Below are 21,238 nucleotides of genomic sequence, written 5' to 3'. Positions count from 1 at the left end.
GCTCCTGTAAATATAGTGTGCAAACCAACGATTACTTTTAACAAGCCTTTTTCTAAAAAAGTAAAATGGAAGGATAATCCTTCCATTTTACTGGTCTAATTATTAAGGATTAATTTTAGAGTTAAATACTTGCTTACCATCTTTGTATTCTAGCACTGTTGCAGATTTAATTGGGTGATGATTTTTATCAACAGATAACACGCCAGTTACAAGTGATAAATCTTTAGTTTTTGCTAATTCTTTCTGAATCTTAACAGAGTCAGTGCTGCCTGCACGTTTAATGGCATCTGCTAAGAAATAAACCGTATCATAACCAAGGGCATTGAAAGCGTTAGGCGCATCGCCATTGTTCTTGTCTTTGAACGCTGTCACAAAGTCTTGAACCTTTTTGTCCGGGTCCTCTGTAGAATAGTGGTTGATTAGGTATGTGTTATTTAAGGCATCGGCACCTGCTAAATCAACTAATTTTGGTGAATCCCATCCGTCAGCACCCATTAAAGGAGCTGTGATGCCAAGCTCGCGTGCTTGCTTAACGATTAAGCCAACTTCCTCATAATATCCAGGGATAAAAATGAAGGATGGATTTTTAGCCTTAATACGAGTTAATGTAGCACGGAAGTCAGTATCTTTTGCCACATAAGATTCTTCTGAAACGATTTTACCGCCTGCTTTTTCGAAGGTTTTCTTGAAAGCATCGGATAATCCTTTTGCATAGTCACTTGAGCTATCTGAGAAAATGGCTGCATCTTTTACATTTAAATTATTGGAGGCAAAGTTAGCAGCTACTGTGCCTTGGAATGGATCAATAAAAGATGTACGGAAAACGAATTCTCTTACTTTTCCTTTTTCATCTACCGTAACAGTCGGGCTTGTTCCGCCTGGTGCGATTAGAACGGTCTTCGTATCATTGGCAATTTGCGCTTGAGCAACAGTATTTCCGCTTGTTGCCGCACCAATTACCGCATTTACTTTATCTTGGCTTGTCAGCTTAATAATTCCGTTTGTTGCTTCAGCCGCTTCCGATTTATTGTCATTTTTAATCACTTCGATTTTTTTACCTTCCACACCGCCAGCTTTGTTAATTTCCGCTACGGCCATTTCAATCCCTTTGGTCATCGATTCACCGTAGGAAGCAACGTTTCCGGACAGCTCCATGTTTACTCCAAGCTTGAAGGCATCTGAATTGCCTCCGCCGCCGCTAGCACTTTGGTTTCCTGTCCCACAGCCGGCAAGGATACCGGCTGCTAATGCTGATACCATAAATACCTTGCTAAATTTCTTTTTCATCTCTAGGTTCCCCCTCTGTTGTTTTCCTTTTTTGATTTTTCTGACATTATTATCCGAATATAAGTATCGGGAAATGATAGTTAGAAATGTTTTAACTATTAGTATATTAAAACAATTTTTTATTTTCGTCTAGTATATTATTTTAATATTTCAGAAACTTGCGTATTTTTGGAAATGATAGTGCTTTCATCCGGAAAAATATAAGGAAAGAGCTGATGTTTTCCATAAATTACTTTAATTCGAATAATAAACTAATTAAATAAAAATTATTACGACATCAAAAAAAACAAAAAAAACAGGGAGACGGTTCTATAGGCCATTACGGCTGCTAGAACTGTCTCCCCTGGTTATCTTTTATTTTCTATTTCTTCGTCTCCGCAGGAACGATGGAATATCCAAAGATTCCTCTTCTGGCTGTTCATAGTATCGTTCTGGTTCCTGCTGTTCATAGTATCGTTCCGGTTCTTGCTGTTTATAGTATCGTTCTGGTTCTTGCTGTTCTGGTTGGTAAACTGGCTCTTCGCGTTTTATTGGAGTGCGCCCGAAACTATCTTCTCGCTGAAAGATCCTTGTTGACTGAGGGACAGGCTGTTTAACTTCAGCCGCTTGCTCATCGAATCCTGTCGCTATAACCGTTACGATTATTTCATCTTTCAAGCTTTCGTTAATAACCGATCCAAAAATCATATTTAATTCCTCATGAGATGCAGAAGCAACTAAATCGGCTGCCTCTTGAACTTCAAATAGGCTTAGATTGGCTCCTCCAGTAATGTTCATGATCACACCTTGCGCTCCATTGATAGACGTTTCCAAGAGCGGACTATTTAAGGCCTTCTTGGCAGCTTCCGCAGCGCGATTATCCCCTTTTGCTACACCAATTCCCATGAGGGCAGTTCCTTTATGGGACATGACCGTTTTCACGTCGGCAAAATCAAGATTGATTAAACCTGGAACAGCAATTAAATCGGAAATCCCCTGAACCCCCTGCCTAAGCACGTTATCGGCTTCGCGGAAAGCTTCGATCATCGGTGTTTTTTTATCAACGATTTCCAACAAGCGGTCGTTTGGAATAATAATTAACGTGTCCACCGCGTTTCTCATGGCGTTAATTCCATTCATAGCATTTACTGAACGCTTGTGTCCTTCAAACTTAAACGGACGCGTGACAACTCCAACAGTCAGGGCACCGATTTTTCGGGCGATTTTCGCAATTTCAGGCGCTGCCCCAGTGCCTGTCCCTCCGCCCATTCCGGCTGTTACGAAGACCATGTCTGCGCCTTCCAGTACGTCTTCAATCTGCTGTCTGCTTTCTTCCACTGCTCTTTTGCCGATTTCCGGATTGGCCCCCGCTCCTAATCCTCTTGTCAAGGATGATCCAATCTGCATCGTAACCTCTGCTCTTGATTGGTGGAGTGCTTGTGCATCCGTATTTACAGCAATAAATTCCACACCGCTAACGCCATCCTCAATCATCCGGTTCACAGCGTTGTTACCCCCGCCGCCGACACCGATGACTTTAATCCTAGCAAATTGGTCCATGCTTGGTTCAAAGTTAAACATTTTTATTCCTCCCCATTCGTCCCAGTTTCCTTGCTTCACACTAATCATGGCTGCCAAAAAGGCCCCTATGTAATTTTCAGATCGTTTTGTTTATGTTAATAGATTCGGAGGCAGAAGTTGCAGCTTTTTCTAGCAAACTACCAGCAGACTCCAAATAGTTTATTTTATAGTCTACTTAACGATAATCTTATTGTCCAGTTAAGAATAGCCTATTTTCTGTTAAAAAATTGTAATATGGGTGTAATATGGGGACATTCTCGTGTGTCATATCTGGGGTGCCGGGGACTGTCCGTGGTATGGATTCGGTGCATGATCCGCAGATATTTCTGAAAACCCCAGAATTGATGCACTAGAACCTGCCCAGACTACTGGAAAAATTCCACAAGGATAGCGAAGCGGATACGGATAAAAAAATATATTCCTCCCTGTACAAGCAGAAATGGACTTCAATGACTTAATGAAGACCATTTCTCCCCTTGGCTTGTGCCATTTTGGGCTTCATAGATTTTATTTTGAAAGCCCTTTTAAAATTTAGAACAGTTTGTCTATATCATTTTGAGCCAATCTCGAAAAAAATAAGTATTAAAGTAAAGGCTAATAAAGAAGGTTTCCATAATAAAAGACATTCTTTCAAGGAATGTCTTTTACTGATTATATTACCTTGTTAAACCGCCGCTAGGTTTATAGTATTCTTTCTATTTTTGATTTTATTTGTTCTATATAATGGAGTCCACGAAGAGAGTCTACTTTTTTTCCATCTTTAAATATCACAAGGGTGGGGATTCCTTGAACTTCATATTTCGCTGCCAGGTTTGACTCTTTATCAGTGTCAATCTTTGCGATCGAAATGTTATCTCCCCACTCCAATGATAACTCCTCTAGAATGGGCTCCTGGATACGGCATGGCGGACACCATTTAGCACCAAACTCAACCAGTGTAATCCCTTTTTCAATTTCTTTATGAAAATTGTGATATTCTAATTCTTTAATCAACTGTAAAACCTCCCTCTAATTTCCACCATCAATACGGGTACGTTCTTCCTTAATTGAGGTTATCCGTTCAATTAAATTAGAGCGAATCATCGTAAGCAGCTGAATTTGAGTATCCAGCTCCTGCAGTTTTTCTTCGTAGATTGGGAGAATTTCATTACAGAAAGCTTCTTTGTTCTTCAAGACACAATTCAAAAATCCAGATATTTGCTCAATCGTGAGTCCCAAATTTAAATAAAACTTAATGGTATTCACTTGTTCTACTGCCAAATCATGATATTCGCGATATCCGTTTGGCAAGCGTATAGGACTTAAAATTCCTTGTTCTTCGTAGTACCGTAATGAACGAACACTCACCCCAGTTAACCTGGATAACTCACCAATTTTCAATGGAGAACCCCCTTTCCTAATGATGTTATGGTCATTATAAACCCTCACATTAATGTTACGGTCAATGTTTTTTTTTAATGTTATATCCATTCAGCAAATGGGCTTTATTGTAAGGAAACAAATGAAGAGGTCGATTATTGGACAAAAGTCGGGCAAATTCCGCCACGTTATATTGGAGATTTACGACAGGCAAATTATCAAGATGTACTGGAATATAGTGTTCTATCTGGGGAACCAAGTCCCAAATTTTTCGCTTTGTTTAAAAAGGAAGCAGAAGTCATTGATTGGAATAAATGGATTTGAACTGCTTGCTCCAAATGTTTCAAAATGGGCTGCAATAAAAAGCTAACTTCGTGCTTTTCGAATTAGTCCAAAAGAAACAGCAGCCACTGGAGACGGGCCGAATGATATGGAGATGCTTCGTCATGTCGGAACTGGGGTGGCAATGGGGAACGCTGGCGAAGAGGTAAAAGCAGCAACTGATTTCGTGACTGTGCACAACAAAAATGATGGATTAGCAGAATCTATAAAACGTAATCTTTATAAAGCATATGTGGTTTGATGCATGGGGACGGTTCTCTTGTCTCATTTCGGTCTTGGCTCTTGGTTCCGTAACGTTGCATGGTTATGTGTATTTTAAAAAAACAATCGAAATGATGCATAAGAACCGTCCCCATGTTTCACTCATGTCCCATTAGTGGATGTCCTTTTTCTTGAAGCGGCCGCCGTATACGGCTGTTACGTCGGTTGCGATGATAAAGGCTTCGGGGTCTAATTCTTTAATGATATCTTTCATTTTTGTTTCCTCCAGCCTTGTGAAAACACTTAATATAACGCGTTTATCTTCGCCGCTATAGGAACCCTCTCCGTGCAGAAAGGTCACTCCCCGGCCTAATCGCTCGGAGATGGCATCCGCAATCTCATCGGTATTGTCACTTATGATATAAACGGATTTCATATCATCCAAGCCTTTTACCACAACGTCTATAGTCCGGAAGGCAATATAGTATGTAAGCATTGAAAACAAAGCATTTTCAATAGAGAACACAAAGGCAGCAACCGAGAAGATAATTACATTCACAAACATGATAATTTCGCCCACTGAAAAAGGAAGACGCTTCTCTACTAAAATTGCCAACGTTTCTGTTCCATCTAAAACCCCGCCATTTCTGATTGTTAAGCCTACTCCTAAGCCTAAAATTAAACCACCGAAAACAACTGCCAGCAACTCATTATTGACAATCGGTTTTACATGGTGCAGTAAAGAAGTCGCTACAGATAGAGCGATAATTCCGTATAACATGCTAATCGCAAAGGTTTTCCCAATCTGTTTATATCCCAAGAAAAAGAACGGCAGGTTTAGAATAACCAAGAAAATACTGAGGTTAAAGTCTGTCACATGGCTCAAGACCATGGATAAACCCGTAACTCCACCGTCAATCATATTGTTTGGAATTAACACAGCCTCTAACCCATAAGCCATAATTGTGGCACCAGCCGTAATAAATAAACCCCTTTTAACAATATTTCTTGCCGTTAACCTTTTATGATTTACTTTCTTTTTTTCTACATATGTATCCATACAATTCCCCCTCTATTTTTGATGCATGGATGATGCACGACCGCTCTCCTGCCTCATCCATAAAGCGCAATAAAACTCCTGCCTCTAGGCCTCTGGACAAACACATGCCTTCCTTCAAAATAAAATGGAGAAAGGACGGTGATTCCAGATGGCAAACTCACTCAATATAAGTCAATTTAGGGTACAAGCACTTTCCAACAATGCAAACGTAAATTTTAGTGGAACCACACAAAACAGCCACACTTCTAATAATATCATAATCGGCGGCAATTTTAGTTTTGGCGATGGCTCTTCAAACACATTTACAAATATTAATAATGGCAATATAACCGTTCCAAATGAACGCACAGGCCAAGACTCTTAGGTAAACGACGCCGCGCTTTTTAGGATTTGAATTAAAACAATGTTTGATGCATGGGGACCGTAAACTAAAACAGGCTCTGCTCCTGATTGAAGCAAAGCCTTTTTATATCAATTATTAATCATGTTTTCACTTAAATAAAGAAATAAATAATCATTATTCCTTTTTAGTGCCGCCCCTCTGTCCCTTTTTATACCCTATATAAAGAATCAGGAACCAAACAGGTGCTACGTATAATGCTATTCGCATTTCCGGGATAAATGCCATTAAGATGATGACAAGTGCTAGAAAAGTTAGTGATAAGTAGGTTGAAAATGGATAAAACGGAAGTTTAAATGCTAGTTTTTCTATTTGTTTTTCTGTTTTTGATTGCCTGAACTTTAATTGTGCCATCAGGATAATCGTCCAGCTAGTGATAACCGCAACCGTGGCAACAGAAGAAATATACAAGAACACTTTTTCGGGAACAATATAATTCAAAACGACTGCCACTAATAAAATGAATGATGAGAACAGGACGCCGCGTCTCGGACTGCCACTCTTACTAAGCTTTCCGAAATATTTCGGACCATTATTTTGCAATGATAAGTTATATAGCATCCTTCCCGAACTGAATAACCCACTATTAAAAGCGGATAACGCGGCTGTTATAACGACAAAGTTAATGATATCGGCAGCGCCAAGAATGCCAACTTTGTCAAAAATCAACACAAACGGGCTTCCCTTCGTGCCAATCTCATTCCAAGGATATAAAACCATCATGATACCTAACGCACCAATATAAAAAATCAAGATCCTCCAGACGACATTGTTGATGGCTGATGGAATCGACTTTTCAGGATTTTTTGCCTCCCCAGCTGTAATTCCAACCAATTCTACTCCGCCAAATGAAAACATGACAAGAACCAATGACATTAAAATACCTTTGATTCCGTTTGGCACGAATCCCCCATGACTCCAAAGGTTATCAAATGCGATTGGCTGGCCTCCATTGCCGATGCCAAAGAAAATAATTCCTAACCCAAGAATAATCATTCCAATAATGGCAACAACTTTAACCAGAGCAAACCAAAATTCAAACTCTCCAAATGCTTTTACATTGGCAAGATTGATCAGTGTAATCACGATAAGAACAGCCAGTGCTGTCAGCCATTGAGGAATATCTGGGAACCAGTAATTTACATAGACGCCGACTACTGTTATTTCCGCCATTCCAACAACAACCCACATAAACCAATAAGTCCACCCGGTAAAGTAACCTGCAAACGGCCCTAAATATCGATGCGCATACGAACTAAACGAACCTGAAACTGGCTCGTCCACAGCCATTTCCCCCAGCGCCCTCATAATCGTAAAAATAACTAATCCCCCAACTAAATATGAGAACAATACGGATGGACCAGCCATTTGTATTGTAGCACTTGAGCCGTAAAACAGCCCAACCCCAATGGCACCCCCAAGCGCAATTAACTGGATATGCCGATTATCTAAACCTCGCTGCAACTTCTCACTTTGATGATTTTTCCCCAACCTTTACTCCTCCAATATCTACTACCATCTTTTTAGAGATTATAATTATATAAGAATTTTCAAGCAATGAAGCAAATTAACGCTTTACTGTATTAAATGATGCAAATCGACGGTTCTTTTGCCTCATTCTGTGCCTGCTAAGGACCCATGTTCAAATATAGTACCGCATTTTTCTCAAAAGGCAAATTGATGCATGAGAACCGTCCCTATGCCTCAAAAAAAGGCTGGCTCAAGGGCGTTGTTGCTTTGCCAGTTGAGTCAGCCTCTTTGTATTATTTGCGATTTTATCGTAATGTTTTTAATGCTCCGCTCCATGCAACAACTTCTTCGAGCATGGCATTTACATTGTTGAGATGTAATTCTTGTGGTTTGAATTCAGATCCATTTACAAAGTCTGTGAACAAGCTTAAAGTTGGATGTGTACGAACATCCGCAACCTTTTGTTCTGCAAGAATTCCACGTAAATGTTCGGCTGCACGAGCTCCTCCAGTTGAGCCATAGCTAACGATTCCAGCAGCTTTGTTATACCAAGCCTCACGAGCAAAATCGATCGCGTTTTTTAACGCCCCTGTAATACTGTGATTGTATTCTTGAACGATGAATACAAATCCATCAAGGTTCGCCAATTTCTCATTCCAAGCAGCAATGCCTGGTTCTGATCCATCAGTAGTTCCTAAAAACGGAAGATTAAAGTCGGCAATATCGACGATTTCATAGTTGGCATCGCCTCGTTTATCAGCGATTCCTTTGACCCATTCTCCAACCTGCGGACTTACACGACCTTGGCGTGTGCTGCCTAAGATGATTCCAATGTTTAATTTTTCAGTTGTCATGGCTACTTCCTCCTTAGTTTGTTTCCCAAATAGTTTGTCTATAAAACCCATTTTCATTACACCCCTAAAATTTTTTATTTACTTGTTTCTCTTCGGACAATTGGCGCAACTTCTGTCGCCAATAATTCAATGCCTTCAGCTATTTTCTTAAATGGAATACCGCCTATATCAATTTGCGCCATAAACCGCTGATGCCCAAAAAGTTCGTGTTGTCGAAGGATTTTCTCCACAATCTGTTGTGGGCTTCCCACAAACAAGGCGGTACCCGGACCTGTCATAGATTCAAAATCTGATTTTGATATTTTTCCGCTTGTCATCCCCCGCTGGCGGTTTACAGAATACCAGTAGTTGGAATAGTAAGGGTAGAATTCATCCTTGGCCTGCTGGGTTGTTTTTGAAATATACCCGTGGCCAGTAACACCTATCTTCAATTTTTCTGAATCATGCCCCGCCTCAGTGCCAGTTTTACGGTATAGGTCTACCAATGGTTTGAATCGTACAGGATCGCCGCCAAGTATTGCTAAAGCCATTCCAACACCTAATCGGCCGGCACGGGCCGCACTTTCCGGCGTCCCCCCTACACCAATCCAAACAGGTATCTGATTTTGCAATGGCCGCGGAGCAATTTCAGCATTCTTTAAAGATGAACGAAAGTTACCCTCCCATGTAATTCTTTCGTTTTCATTAAGCTTTAAAAATAAATCGATATTCTCAGAGAACAAGGCGTCATAGTCATTTATGTCAAACCCGAAAAGAGGGAAGGATTCTATAAAAGCCCCGCGTCCTGCCATGATTTCTGCCCTTCCATCTGATAGCAAATCCAGCGTAGCAAAATCTTCAAACAGGCGAACAGGATCAACCGTGCTTAATACAGTCGTGGTACTTGTCAATTTGATTCGTTTAGTTTTTTGCGCAATGGCGGACAATACGACTGGAACGGCTGACGTGGCATAGTCCAAGCGGTGATGTTCACCCACTCCAAACACATCAAGTCCAGCTTCGTCGGCGAGTGCAGCCGCAGCCATTATTTCCTTTATTCTTTGCCCTGCAGTAACCGTTTGACCAGTATTAGGATCTACACATATATCACCAAGCGTATAGAGGCCAATTTCTATTCCAGTATTTCTTTCCTGTCCCATAACAGCTAATTCCTCCAGTTATGATGAATAAATTTTCATACTTTCAGGATGATTTGGTTACCTGAAGGATCAGAGGTAACAAATGAACCATTTTCTTCAGCGACAGATGCTCCAATACTCTTCAGTTGATTTATAATATTATTCCTCTTTTCCTCATTTGCCAGTATAAGAGTAAATGTTTCAAGCCCAACACTATTAGGAGAAGGTGCAGGCGCTCCTACGCCATTCCAAGTATTTAAGCCAATATGGTGATGGTAATTCCCATCGGAAATGAACAGGGCCTGACTGCCAAATCGGTTTACCACTTCAAATCCAAGACCTTTGATATAAAACTCTTCTGTCTTTTTTAATTCGGAAACATGTAAATGGATATGGCCCATCACCGTTCCGGCAGGCAGCCCTTCCCATGCGGATTGTTTTCCGCCAGAAAGCAAGTCGGAAAAATTCAACGGGTCAACCGCCATGGCCACTTCTCCCTTGTTCCAATCCCATACGGAAGGGTCACGGTCTATATAAATTTCAATTCCATTCCCATCAGGGTCAGATAAATAAAGAGCTTCGCTCACAAGATGATCGGATGAACCGAACCGCACGCCTATTTCTACAAAGTGCTGCACAATTTTTGCCAAATCAGTACGTTTAGGCATAAGAAGAGCATAATGATACAATCCTGTGGTTTTTCCCTGCTTCGGAATAACGTTATCTGGTTGTTCTATGGATAATAAAACGGTCTTTCCATCAGCAGTAAGGTTAGCTGTTCTTTCCGACTGATCCAAAACCTTAAAACCAATCACCTGTTGATAAAAAGCTAATGACCGTTTTAGATTTTCTACCTTTAGGTTCACTTGGCCTACAAATGTAATAGGTTCACGATGAAAGTTCATTTTTGTTGCCTCCTTTAATAAGCTTTCTCTAAATGCCCCAGGACGTTATCTATATTTAAATCACAATTCGTTAGTTACTTACTTTATGTAAGTAAGTATATTATTATGTGTATATTATGTCAAGTAAGTAATTTGTAAAAAACAATTCAATTATTTATAAATATGTTTATAATAATTAGTAAGGAGTTGATTCAATTGGATAAATCGATTTGTCCTCGCTTTGAAAAAGCCATGGGGTTATTGAGCCAAAGATGGACTGGCATGATTATTTACCAACTTTTATCTGGTCCGCAGCGTTTTTGCACCATTGAATCTTCCATTGGTGTAAGCGGCAGAGTGCTCTCTGAAAGGTTAAAGGATTTGGAAAATGAGGGAATCGTAAAACGGGAAGTCTTCCCGGAAACTCCAGTCCGAATTGAATATTCACTAACCGACAAAGGCCAAGCATTAAAGCCGCTCATGAACAGCATAGAAGACTGGTCACAAAACTGGTTGTAATGCATAGGGGCTGTTCTTTTGCCTCAAATATTTTTTTCGAAAAAAAGAGTTCAAAACCTATAAAAAAGGGCAGACCTCCACTACTTATTTGTAATGAAGGGTCTGCCCTTTTTGTTGATGCATAGAGACGGTTCTTCTGCCACATTTCGTGGTCGGGGCTCAAGGTCCCCATTCGGCATATGGTGCAACCTATTTCCCAAATCCTCATAATCAATCCACAAGAACCGGCCCCGTTTGTCAATTTATTTTGTAATACAATATTTACGGTCTAACCATTGGGAAATGCTGAGTGCAGCGACCCCGACAATTAGGTATAAAAATCCCCCAACTTCTATTACAAATCCGAAGTTGGGAATAAGTCCAGGCAAAGAAATCATGCCAAATATAGAAATTGTCATAATGAAAAATATTATGATAAAATCTTTTACTTTATTTGATACTTTGTAAATAGATTGTTGCAGCCATTTAAAGATTAGAACCACATCAAGGAAAATGATACCAGCAATGATTATAAACGTAACAATAGCTGTCCCGACATACACTGTTTGATTGCTATCTTTAAAATAGTGGATAATAATGTCCCCTATCCCATTCACGACAGCCATTAAGCCTGCCAGCTTTACTAACAAAAACCCTATAAAAAAGGCTGTACTTTTCCCCGGTTCTTTAGGCAAGTGCTTGATCATTTCATCACAGTAAGCTGATGGATTCTCTCCAAATATATCCACTGCTCGTTTTCCTTCTTTCTGTGCCTCAATGATATGATCTAAAAGCTCCATCAATAATTCTTCAGTTTGCTGCTCCGAAATGGCCAAACTTGCTCGGATATAAACCAGCATATTACCGTAATATTCTTCATTTTCCTTCGTCAATTCTTTTTGTTTTCGATTATTTAGTTCAATCAACTCTTTAGCGTTCATCATCCAATCCCCTATTTAACAATTTATCTACAGGTTTCTGAATATTTTCCCATTCTTCTCGAAATTCAGTTATTGCCTTTTCCCCTTGGATCGTAAGTTGGTAGTATTTCCGTTTAGGACCTGTTGGAGAGGCTCGCATTTCACCGTTAATTAATCCCTCCTTTTGGAGCCGAAGCAAAATAGGATAAATGGAGCCTTCACTTACACCATTCAAGCCAAATTGTTGAAGCTTCTGTGATAGTTCGTAACCATAAACCGTTTCTTTTTCAATGATTGATAAAATACATCCTTCCAAAATCCCTTTTAATAATTGGCTTCTTAGAGACATAAACGTTTCGTCCTTATCACTATATTGTATTGCAAGATACCATGTTTTAATTTAGCTACCTTGCAAAACAAGATAGCTTATTATGATCATAACCTATTTTTGGTAATCATTCAAGTTTTGCTGAATGGAGAGCGTACATCCGCTAGGACAAGGTCTCCTTCCTTATTCCGTGGTCCTGCCCAAGGTCCGCATTTGGTACATGGTGCAACATATTTTTAATGCAAAAGAACTGGCCCTATGCCTCTTTATTGTAAAATAAATTCAAAATAGTTGAGAATTTGCCGATAGTTGCTCCGTTATAGTTATTGAAAAAGCTTTTTCAAAAAATGAAGGAGAAATAATATGGCCGTTTCTAACAAGAATTTTATTAAACGTTTAAAAAAGCAAAAAGAAGATGCCCTGGAGTATGTCATTGATGAATATATGCCCTTTGTCAAAGCCATTTCACTGAAAATATTACAGCCGCTTGGAAAACGTGATGCTGTAGATGATTGTATAAATGATGTGTTTTTAGAAGTTTGGAAAAACAGCCATCAATTTAATGGGGATGAGGCAGATTTCAAAAAGTGGATAGGCACGATCACAAAGTATAAAGCAATTGATTACTATCGGATCTTTGAAAAACAAACGGCACGCGAGGCTCCTCCCATTGAACTTGAACAGATTAGTTCACCTTCAAGTTTACAAAAGTCCGTATTAGAGCGGGAACAAAAAAATGAGCTGCTTTTTGAACTATGCAAACTCGCTGAATTAGATCGCGATATTTTTATCATGAGATACTTTTTAGAGATGAATAATGGTGAAATTGCCGAGTCACTGCAATTATCAAAGGCAGCAGTCGACAATCGATTGTATCGTGGAAAGAAAAAATTAGCTCAAAATTCGAAATTGAAGGAGCAATTCATTATATGAATTACTATAAAAAGTTAGCGGATATCAATATTGATGAAATAGAACCTGTGGCAGTCAGTGAGATTGAAAAAAAACGCGTGAAGAAGCATGTAGTAGGAGCAAAGAAGAAAACTAAGTTTTTTAAATATATGGCTGTGGCAGCGACAATTGCTCTTGGGGCCACAATTGTTGCCAGTTTTGCCGTACCATCACTCGCATCCCAGATTCCATTTATGAATAATATTATGAATTACTTTAAAGTTGAAAACTCTTATACTAGCAACTATTCGAAATTCGCAACAACTATTTCACAAACCCAGACAAGTAATGGTGTAACCATCATGATTGAGGATGCTGTATTCGATGGTTCTTCGATTACAGTTTCCTATGCGATTGAAACCGATAAAGATTTAGGAACAAATCCTGGCATGTCATCCGCATTTGATGTAAAGGGTGCCGAGGGTATTGGGGCGACTGGGACGATAAAAAAAGTGAATGCCACAACTTATGTTGGTACAGAAAAAATAACGCCTACATATCGCGGGAACAAACCTGACCAGATTGAAATACGCTGGAAACCAGGGGCATTCGTAAATTTGGAAACAAAAGAATCCTTTGCAGGCGATTGGGATTTCGCCTTTGAAGTGTCCGCTTTGGAAAACAAAACGAAACTCGTGAATCAGTCCGTTACAAATCATGGTGTTTCAGTTAACATTACATCCATTGAAACAAATGGTTTATCGACAGTCATCCACTACAGACAAGTGGTAGAAGAAGCGCGTATCCTAGACAAATGGCCGCATGTAACTACAGAAATTAAAAGTGTACAAGATGATTTAGGGAACAGCTACAGCGTCGATGGGAACGGCGGTGTCAGCCGCGATAACGGAGTATCCTTTGAATGGAGCAGTACGATTAAATCTATCAATCCAAATGCAAAATCGCTAACGATAGTACCAGTCATCTACTATTCCCTTGGCTCAGGAACAGGACTAAAGACAAAAGAAATGGACCCTATCCGAATCGAGCTAAAATAAATAATGCATGGGGAGGGTTCTTCTGCTTCCATTCTCAATGATACACAAGAGCCCTACCTGTGCCTCGCTAAGAAGAGCACCCGCCGCCACAGCTTGAGCAGGATGAGCAGCTGCTTCCCCCGCTATCTCCTCCTCCACTATCTCCGCCGCAATTTCCAAAATCCTTCCCTGAGTCATCTGAAGAAGCGGATCCGCAAAAAACAGCAGTAGAGCAGCCGCTTGTATATTTAGCCGCTTCAGCAACGGCGTAGGCTCTCATGTACCCCCAATAATCGTCAAAATAAAAGTACGAGAAAAAAACCATCCCCAGCGCCAGTGGAGTCAAATCGCCATACGTCCGCTGTTTCGAAAATGAACCTTTTGGGTTAACACGATACATATTTTCGGCTTCGCTTAATTGCTTTTTCATCCGATTAACCAAATACTCAAGGAGATCCTTGTTTTCCTCGCTCCGCTGAAAATATTTTTCTATCAATGTTTCCGGGCTGTTTTCCTTAAATTCTTTTAAAACTTCACTGGCCATTGGATATTTGAAAAAATCCCCCCACGTTTTCCAGCTAAACTGTGTAATTTCAAACAGCTGTGAAAAAATCCAGTCATAAAAGGCTCGCTCCTGAGGTGCCGGCTCAGGATTCGTGTTCGGTGTGTGATGCAGCATTTTTCCTAAGAATTTCTCGGAAAACGCCTGATAATTTTTTGTAAAAAGAATCATTTCATGCCAGAGTTCATCGACGTCTTCACTAAACATCGGCGCCTTCTTTAAAATGTTGGCGACGATGAAATACCGCTTTAATTCAAACAGCAGCCATTCAAATTCATCTTCACTCCTATTCGGAAAATCCTTTAAAAAGCGCTTCTTTACCAGCTGCATGTATTCATCATCCAGTGCGGTGTTAAGCTGGTTAATCAAAGGCTGTATGGGGACATGGCTTAGTACACCTAAGTTGGCCGGGATGTTCTCCTTGGCTAATTTCGGCCTCCTTTTATCAGCTGACGAAAAAAATAGGACGATAACACCTATTACTATTACCCCGGTTATAATAACACCCGCAGTCATTCTAATCCCCCTTATGATCCTGTTGGAAAAATTCACCTATCTATTAAAATTATAATATAATTTAAATTATGATTTTATAATATTTACAAAAATTGACTCAAACTTAATATTTTATTTCTTATACCTCACTAAAGGATTTTTATTTCGAACCTCCACTAAAATGGCACTGAGTCCTCATCCCAGCCATAATAGTTTATAGCAACCGCAATTGAACCATATGGTTTGATTGGAAGTGCGATTCTTGAAAAGTATAATAATTAGTGAGGGGAGGAAAAAACATGGATATTAAATATGAAATACTACCAAATGAAAAAGTTGAATGTTGTAGAGAGTTATGCAACGAACTCATGGTCTTTCAAAAGTCAAAGACAAAAATAAGACCTGAATTGTTTGACAGCATGAATTTTGATTCAAGAATGATTCCTTCTATGACGAGCGCAATTTACAATCATATAGTGGTTGCTAAAGATGACAATAAGATTGTGGGCTATGCCTACTCGAACATCTCTCCCAAAGAAGCTTATTCCAATGATTTTGCTACATTTTTTGACATGGCATCTGTTGGTAAAAGGAATGTAGGTTGTCTATCCCAGTTTTATATTAAAGGTGCATATAGAAAATACGGGATTGGCTCAACTCTTTTCGATATGTCAATGAATTGGATGAATCAATTTGAGGATGTCGAGGTTTATTTTATTTTTGTTTCGAATGGCAATAATGATGCTTTGGAGTTTTATAAACGAAAAGGATTTGTGTTTAGCCATGAAATTTTGGATGGTTTTATAACTGTTTTAACGAAACAAAAATCTATAAATGAAAATTTTATCAATAGGGTCTCCCAATAATGTTTGGCTTCTGATTGCTGTATTGGCGGTAGGAAGCCGATTAAGGGTCCGTTGTCCGCGACCTTAACTAATTAACTCAGAGTCAATGAGAAGCTGCCATTAATGAGGCAGCTTTTTTGGTGTTAAACCTAGAAAAAATTTAGGGCAAGACAGGCACCTTCATTATACAAGCTATTCTGATGCTGCATACCATATAAATGAACAACCATTGACAGGGGGTGAATTTTTATGGGTCATCATTGTCATTGTAATGGTAAGTGTTACTGTCATGGTCACCACTGCATTTTTGGAATTTTCCTTGCATTTTTAGGAAGTGTGATCTGGCTGCTTATAGCCGTGATGGGATACACTTCTCAAGCTTTTGGAATACTTGGGCTTGGAAACCTGGGTCATATTATATTTATCATTATTGTGTTAATCGGAATTCTGGCTTTTCTTGTTTTTGGATTATTTTTATTCAAAAAAGCATGGCGTTGCTGCCGGTGATTTTGAAAGGGGATGCTAAAGGGAATTAGCCCTGGGCAGCCCCTGATTTTGATATACATACCCGCTCCCCCTGCGGTCTCTGGAAATGACAGCTCAATCTTCTAGCTTTGAAAAACCCTTGGTGATACATGGGGACGGTTTTCCTGTGTCATCCTGTGGTGCCGACATACGGTTCCTGTTCAGTGATTGTGGAATCATTCTTACATATGAAGCTAGCCAATGGAATTAAAAACTGAGCATAATGGTAATAACTCAGGCACCAACGTAGGCTTTTTTCATAATATATTCTTGGGGTGAAAAAAATGCCAAGAGTAAATTATCGAAGTTCAGATGTTGCCTTAATGGCAAGGATGATGAGAGCAGAAGCCGAAGGAGAAGGAAAACAGGGAATGTTATATGTTGGAAATGTAATTGTGAATCGAGTTGTAGCAGATTGTTTGGACTTTAAAAGTTTAAGAAACGTTAACCAAGTTATTTTTCACGTACAAGGAGGAAATTATTCCTTTGAAGCAGTTCAAAAAGGGAATGTATTTTATCAAAGAGCAAGAACTTCTGAAAGAAGATTAGCAAAACAAAATTTGGATTATTGGAGAGACCACCCAGCCAAATATGCTCTTTGGTATTTTAATCCTCATGCTCCATGCCCTCCAACATGGTATGGTCAACCTCATTCTGGTCAATTTAAAGAACATTGTTTTTATGAACCAAAACCTGGAACATGTGATAGTGTTTATAGAGGTTAAGCTTACTCTTTGAGTAAGCTTTTTTGCATGCAGCAATTACGGCGTTAAAGGTTCCCATTCAGAAAGTTTTAACCCATGAATCATTTCTTAAGGATCCTCCACTCAATAATGAGGAAGTTAACAACAAGGGCGACCCATATATTCACATTCAGCACTTCTTCCACCATTGCCTCCCTGCCGTCCGAAAGAGAAAAGCCGTTTAAAATCAAATAGGTTAATAGTAATACCGGCACGACAAGACGTCCGCTTACTGCTACCAACGTAACACCAAAACTGCGAATCATCCATTTGCGATGCTCATCAAATTCTTTTCTCACAGCAGTCCGATAGCCTTTCCAGCAGGTAAAAAGCCATAAAAGTGATAATACAAGGAAAGATGTTGCCTTTGAAAAATTCTCAACGTAAAAAGTATAAACCAGAGCGAGGATCCCGCTTATGACAATACTGCCTGCGTACACTCTCCCAAGATAGCGATGGACCTTTGGCGACTTTATTCGAACCGGCTCCAGAAATTGAAAAAAGCCCGAAATCAGTGCAACACATGCCGTAATAATATGAGCAACTAATAAAGGAAATTGTATCGCTGCCGATGTGAATGATACACGGCTATATGCGGGATTGAATGTTAAATAGGGAGAAGCAAACGGAATAATGACTCCCAATGATATAATGACTAAAATCCACCAGCTTTTTTTAGGTTTCAATCTAATTCACACTCCATTACATTTATTTACTAACATTCTCCTGTTGCTAATGGTAATGGGTGTGTCTAAATGGATTCTAAACGAATTCTAAAAAAAGTATAAAAATAATATCACTCAAACTTCTATAAAAAAAGACCAAATGAAGCATGAGAACCGTCCGAGACCACTGAAAAACACACAGATTAAAGACATTTTTGTCTTCTGTTAAGGCAGATATATCTTTGAGAAAGGCTCTTTTCGTAAAGTTTGTTGTTTTTGAGAATAACACGGTCCGTTCCTTTCCGCTACAGGCGCTTGCTTTCAATATAGTTAAAAGCAACAATCTCTGAGAAAAGAGCCTTGAGAAAATAGATAAAAGACAAATACTTTTCACAAGGGAGATAATGTCTTTGATAAAACGGAAAAAAACATTTTCGGTCTTATAACCTTCTATAATTCTATTTTACCATTCTCTACACCAATTTCGGTCTTATGAATCCATTATAAGACCATTTTGACCAATGCTCCCTAGCCAATTCGGTCTTATGAACCTTTTATAAGACCGTTTCACCCATATTTCCCAGCAATTTCGGTCTTATGAACCTTTAGTAAAGCCGCTTTTTCCATTGCTATCCTGCAATTCCGATTTTATGAATATTTTATAAGACCGTTTTTACCATACATAAGGGCGATTTCGTCTATGATAAACAAAAATAAGTTGTATTTCTCAGTGATCTCGAACAGTCCCATGCATCACCCTATGTCTAAACATTAAACCGGTAGCCGACGCCCCAGATGGTTTCGATATATTGCGGTTTGGATGGGTTGGGTTCGATTTTTTCGCGAAGTTTGCCGATAAACACGGTTACTGTAGCGTTATCACCCATGGAATCGAGCCCCCAGATTTTTTCGAACAATTCGTCTTTACTGAAGACCATGTTCGGGTGCATCGCCAGAAACAAGAGCAGGTCGTACTCTTTCGAAGTAAACGAGACTTCCTTTTCATTCAAAAATACCTTACGGGACAGCTTATCAATCCGAATACCCCGAATACGAATTTCTTCCTTTCGTCTCATCAGGTTATCTGACATCAATCGGTCATATCTGGCAAGATGGGCTTTGACCCGGGCGACCAGCTCCCCAACGCTGAATGGTTTGGTCATATAGTCGTCTGCCCCGAGTCCGAGACCGCGGATTTTATCGATCTCCTCCTTTTTGGCGGAAAGCATTAAGATGGGAATGTTTTTCTCCCGGCGGACTTGCCGGCAGATCTCAAATCCATCCGTATTCGGAAGCATGAGATCGAGGATGATGAGGTCATATTCTTCTTCAAGTGCCTTCTTAAGACCTGCATTCCCGCTTGCGGCAATTTCCACGTCGAACCCGCTTGCTTCCAGATAATCTTTTTCCACTTCCACAATGACCTCATCGTCCTCAATGATCAGAATTCGTTTCACTCGTGTTCACCCTCATCAGTGTAAAATAAATGCCGGTGCCTTCACCTAACCGGCTTTCCGCCCAAGCCGTTCCACCTTGCCCTTCGATAATCTGTTTGACAATCGCAAGACCAAGTCCGGACCCTCCTGTTTCTGTATTCCTTGACGGATCGCCCCGGTAAAAACGGTCGAAAATATGCTGCTGCGCTTCGCTGTCAATTCCCGGTCCGTTATCTTGAATATGGACCGTCGCTTTCTCATCATCCGCAAACAATTCCACCACTATTTCCTTTGCTCGTTTATCCATATATTTCAGGCAGTTGCCGATAATATTCACCATCACCCTGCTCAACTTTTCGCGGTCGGCCAGCACAGGAACCGGGGCGTCATTGGCAAAGGAAAACGAAATCTTGATGTCTTCCATCCTCGGGTCGATCCACAGTTCTTCAACATAATCCTGTAAGAACGCACGAATGTCCAATGGTTCAATTTGAAACGGCAGCCGATTTAGATCAAGCTTGGAATACAGCATTAATTCATCAATCAAAGCGTCCATATCTTCAGCTTTTTTCGCAATCATCTTCATATACTTCTCCTGTTTCGCGGCCGTATCCGCAATCCCGTCTTGAATCCCCTGGACACATGCCTTAATCCCCGTAATCGGTGTCTTTAGGTCATGCGAAATATTTGAAATGAGTTCTTTGCGGTTCTCTTCGTATTGAAGCTGCAGATGAATCGATTCATACAGGCGGGCCCGCATTTCTTCAAACGCAGCCCCCAGCTCCCCGAATTCGTCTTTTCGGTTCAACTTTACCTCCTGATCCAAGTTTCCGTCCTTAAATTGATTGGCAGCTTTTTTTAACATGTACAATGGTTTGATAAAGCTGCGGGAAACTAAATAGGTAAGGAATCCATTCGTCAGCCCAATCACCAATAACAACGATAGAAAAAGCAACGGGAAGAATTTCCTTGCTTCGTTGAAAATCGGGTTTAAATCGGTCATTAAATAGACTGTCCCAGCAGCACCATCACTGAACAAAATATCGAACTTTTCTTCTAAAAAGCCACCCTTTTTCCAACGATTTTGTGTCTGGCCCGTTTGCAATTCTTGGACCGGCTGTTTAAGTTCAAGGCTTTCCACGAAAGGCGATGTGAAAGATACCCGATTATTTTTCAAAACCACAAGTCCTGTCTGCAAACGATTCAATTGTCTGTCTGTTTTTTTCAAAAAGTCACGCTCCATGAAACGATCAGGTTCTGTTTGGGCCACAAATTTCACTCCGGCAATCAAGTCGCGGCGCTGTGCAGCCTCCTCCCAAAAGGCTGGCATCCCTTTCCTTCCTCCGGTTCCCGCCATATCTGTGTAGAAGGCTGAGAACAGTGCTGCTGCAATCAAGGCAAACAAGACGATGGGGATAAAGGTCATTGCAATATAGGAAAGCAGTAGTCTCTTCTTGATAGACATGGACAAATCTCCTTATAGCTGGTTTTTCTCAAACAAAATCAAACCAGCTTAAAACATAATGATAACAGGAGCAGTAACGTATTGATAAGTTGCTCTAGTGCTCCTCCATTTATTGAAAAGCTTCAAGCTCTCTCGATTCTATACACCTGGAATTCATCTTTCAGAAGCTTTCTATATTTCATCCTACTCCATATGTCTTAAAGACTTCTAAACCAATTCTAAAAAAAGTATAAAATTCAAAAAAAGTAATTTAATAAGCTTGCTAAATATCATTTCATTAAGCTTCTTTGAAC

General features: G+C 39.9%; 23 protein-coding genes. 8 read left to right on the top strand and 15 right to left on the bottom strand.

Annotated features, from left to right (window positions below; genetic code table 11):
* Positions 1-102 precede the first annotated feature (102 nt).
* The 4 genes from ACZ5AE_RS04140 to ACZ5AE_RS04125 form a co-directional block, all read right to left on the bottom strand.
* Positions 103-1,287, bottom strand: a complete 1,185-nt coding sequence (locus ACZ5AE_RS04140; RefSeq protein ID WP_464569732.1) for an ABC transporter substrate-binding protein — start codon at positions 1,285-1,287, stop codon at positions 103-105.
* 354 nt (positions 1,288-1,641) lie between these two features.
* Positions 1,642-2,847: a cell division protein FtsZ gene (gene ftsZ / locus ACZ5AE_RS04135; RefSeq protein WP_464569730.1), complete on the bottom strand. Its 1,206-nt coding sequence runs from the start codon at positions 2,845-2,847 to the stop codon at positions 1,642-1,644.
* 681 nt (positions 2,848-3,528) lie between these two features.
* Positions 3,529-3,840 (bottom strand): thioredoxin family protein, encoded by a 312-nt coding sequence (locus ACZ5AE_RS04130; RefSeq protein ID WP_464569728.1) that lies wholly within the window; start codon positions 3,838-3,840, stop codon positions 3,529-3,531.
* A gap of 15 nt (positions 3,841-3,855) precedes the next feature.
* The gene (locus tag ACZ5AE_RS04125; protein WP_464569726.1) at positions 3,856-4,227 is read right to left on the bottom strand and encodes a MerR family transcriptional regulator; all 372 of its coding nucleotides are present in this window, start codon (positions 4,225-4,227) and stop codon (positions 3,856-3,858) included.
* A 121-nt stretch (positions 4,228-4,348) separates the two neighbouring features.
* Here ACZ5AE_RS04125 and ACZ5AE_RS04120 point away from each other — a divergent pair, with 121 nt between their 5' ends.
* Positions 4,349-4,576 (top strand): hypothetical protein, encoded by a 228-nt coding sequence (locus ACZ5AE_RS04120; RefSeq protein ID WP_464569724.1) that lies wholly within the window; start codon positions 4,349-4,351, stop codon positions 4,574-4,576.
* A gap of 60 nt (positions 4,577-4,636) precedes the next feature.
* Positions 4,637-4,789, top strand: coding sequence for an HAD family hydrolase (locus tag ACZ5AE_RS04115; protein ID WP_464569722.1), 153 nt, complete (start codon positions 4,637-4,639; stop codon positions 4,787-4,789).
* A gap of 132 nt (positions 4,790-4,921) precedes the next feature.
* Here the strand turns inward: ACZ5AE_RS04115 and ACZ5AE_RS04110 are convergent, their stop codons facing one another.
* The 5 genes from ACZ5AE_RS04110 to ACZ5AE_RS04090 all read right to left on the bottom strand — a co-directional run bounded on the left by ACZ5AE_RS04110 (position 4,922) and on the right by ACZ5AE_RS04090 (position 10,556).
* Complete coding sequence (locus tag ACZ5AE_RS04110) at positions 4,922-5,809, bottom strand: YitT family protein (RefSeq protein ID WP_464569720.1); 888 nt, start codon at positions 5,807-5,809, stop codon at positions 4,922-4,924.
* A gap of 517 nt (positions 5,810-6,326) precedes the next feature.
* Complete coding sequence (locus ACZ5AE_RS04105) at positions 6,327-7,700, bottom strand: amino acid permease (RefSeq protein ID WP_464569718.1); 1,374 nt, start codon at positions 7,698-7,700, stop codon at positions 6,327-6,329.
* A 284-nt stretch (positions 7,701-7,984) separates the two neighbouring features.
* Positions 7,985-8,584, bottom strand: a complete 600-nt coding sequence (locus ACZ5AE_RS04100) for an NADPH-dependent FMN reductase (protein ID WP_464569716.1) — start codon at positions 8,582-8,584, stop codon at positions 7,985-7,987.
* Between the two features lie 23 nt (positions 8,585-8,607).
* The gene (locus tag ACZ5AE_RS04095) at positions 8,608-9,672 is read right to left on the bottom strand and encodes an LLM class flavin-dependent oxidoreductase (RefSeq protein WP_464569714.1); all 1,065 of its coding nucleotides are present in this window, start codon (positions 9,670-9,672) and stop codon (positions 8,608-8,610) included.
* A gap of 35 nt (positions 9,673-9,707) precedes the next feature.
* Complete coding sequence (locus ACZ5AE_RS04090) at positions 9,708-10,556, bottom strand: VOC family protein (RefSeq protein WP_464569712.1); 849 nt, start codon at positions 10,554-10,556, stop codon at positions 9,708-9,710.
* Between the two features lie 195 nt (positions 10,557-10,751).
* Here ACZ5AE_RS04090 and ACZ5AE_RS04085 point away from each other — a divergent pair, with 195 nt between their 5' ends.
* The gene (locus ACZ5AE_RS04085; protein ID WP_277398168.1) at positions 10,752-11,054 is read left to right on the top strand and encodes a winged helix-turn-helix transcriptional regulator; all 303 of its coding nucleotides are present in this window, start codon (positions 10,752-10,754) and stop codon (positions 11,052-11,054) included.
* A 242-nt stretch (positions 11,055-11,296) separates the two neighbouring features.
* Here the strand turns inward: ACZ5AE_RS04085 and ACZ5AE_RS04080 are convergent, their stop codons facing one another.
* Together ACZ5AE_RS04080 and ACZ5AE_RS04075 are read right to left on the bottom strand one after the other, a co-directional pair.
* Positions 11,297-11,977, bottom strand: coding sequence for a DUF1129 family protein (locus ACZ5AE_RS04080; protein ID WP_464569710.1), 681 nt, complete (start codon positions 11,975-11,977; stop codon positions 11,297-11,299).
* Entirely contained in the window at positions 11,964-12,302 is a 339-nt protein-coding gene (locus ACZ5AE_RS04075; RefSeq protein WP_464569708.1) for a PadR family transcriptional regulator, read from the bottom strand. The genes ACZ5AE_RS04080 and ACZ5AE_RS04075 overlap by 14 nt, the downstream gene beginning before the upstream one ends.
* Before the next feature lie 342 nt (positions 12,303-12,644).
* On the opposite strand from ACZ5AE_RS04075, the gene ACZ5AE_RS04070 reads away from it, so the two are divergent.
* Positions 12,645-13,214 carry a sigma-70 family RNA polymerase sigma factor gene (locus ACZ5AE_RS04070; RefSeq protein WP_464569706.1) on the top strand — a complete coding sequence of 190 codons (570 nt, stop codon included), beginning with the start codon at positions 12,645-12,647 and terminating at the stop codon, positions 13,212-13,214.
* The gene (locus ACZ5AE_RS04065; protein WP_464569704.1) at positions 13,211-14,230 is read left to right on the top strand and encodes a DUF4179 domain-containing protein; all 1,020 of its coding nucleotides are present in this window, start codon (positions 13,211-13,213) and stop codon (positions 14,228-14,230) included. Before ACZ5AE_RS04070 ends, ACZ5AE_RS04065 begins: the two co-directional genes overlap by 4 nt.
* Before the next feature lie 67 nt (positions 14,231-14,297).
* On the opposite strand, the gene ACZ5AE_RS04060 is transcribed toward ACZ5AE_RS04065, so the two are convergent.
* Complete coding sequence (locus ACZ5AE_RS04060) at positions 14,298-15,287, bottom strand: glycine-rich domain-containing protein (protein WP_464569702.1); 990 nt, start codon at positions 15,285-15,287, stop codon at positions 14,298-14,300.
* Positions 15,288-15,565: 278 nt separating this feature from the next.
* Between ACZ5AE_RS04060 and ACZ5AE_RS04055 the strand changes: the two genes are divergently transcribed.
* From ACZ5AE_RS04055 to ACZ5AE_RS04045, 3 genes are all read left to right on the top strand, one after another.
* Positions 15,566-16,132 (top strand): GNAT family N-acetyltransferase, encoded by a 567-nt coding sequence (locus tag ACZ5AE_RS04055; protein ID WP_464569700.1) that lies wholly within the window; start codon positions 15,566-15,568, stop codon positions 16,130-16,132.
* Between the two features lie 228 nt (positions 16,133-16,360).
* Positions 16,361-16,618 carry an ABC transporter gene (locus tag ACZ5AE_RS04050; protein WP_464569698.1) on the top strand — a complete coding sequence of 86 codons (258 nt, stop codon included), beginning with the start codon at positions 16,361-16,363 and terminating at the stop codon, positions 16,616-16,618.
* Positions 16,619-16,920: 302 nt separating this feature from the next.
* Positions 16,921-17,361: a cell wall hydrolase gene (locus ACZ5AE_RS04045; RefSeq protein ID WP_464569696.1), complete on the top strand. Its 441-nt coding sequence runs from the start codon at positions 16,921-16,923 to the stop codon at positions 17,359-17,361.
* Positions 17,362-17,441: 80 nt separating this feature from the next.
* Here the strand turns inward: ACZ5AE_RS04045 and ACZ5AE_RS04040 are convergent, their stop codons facing one another.
* The 3 genes from ACZ5AE_RS04040 to ACZ5AE_RS04030 all read right to left on the bottom strand — a co-directional run bounded on the left by ACZ5AE_RS04040 (position 17,442) and on the right by ACZ5AE_RS04030 (position 20,945).
* Positions 17,442-18,065 (bottom strand): DUF2306 domain-containing protein, encoded by a 624-nt coding sequence (locus ACZ5AE_RS04040; RefSeq protein ID WP_464569694.1) that lies wholly within the window; start codon positions 18,063-18,065, stop codon positions 17,442-17,444.
* Between the two features lie 743 nt (positions 18,066-18,808).
* Positions 18,809-19,501, bottom strand: a complete 693-nt coding sequence (locus tag ACZ5AE_RS04035) for a response regulator transcription factor (RefSeq protein WP_464569692.1) — start codon at positions 19,499-19,501, stop codon at positions 18,809-18,811.
* On the bottom strand, positions 19,479-20,945 hold the full coding sequence (locus ACZ5AE_RS04030) for a sensor histidine kinase (RefSeq protein WP_464569690.1): 1,467 nt from the start codon (positions 20,943-20,945) through the stop codon (positions 19,479-19,481). The genes ACZ5AE_RS04035 and ACZ5AE_RS04030 overlap by 23 nt, the downstream gene beginning before the upstream one ends.
* Positions 20,946-21,238: the final 293 nt, after the last annotated feature.

Source organism: Neobacillus sp. S1227, assembly GCF_055385255.1.
This window is presented reverse-complemented; position numbering and strand designations above follow the sequence as displayed.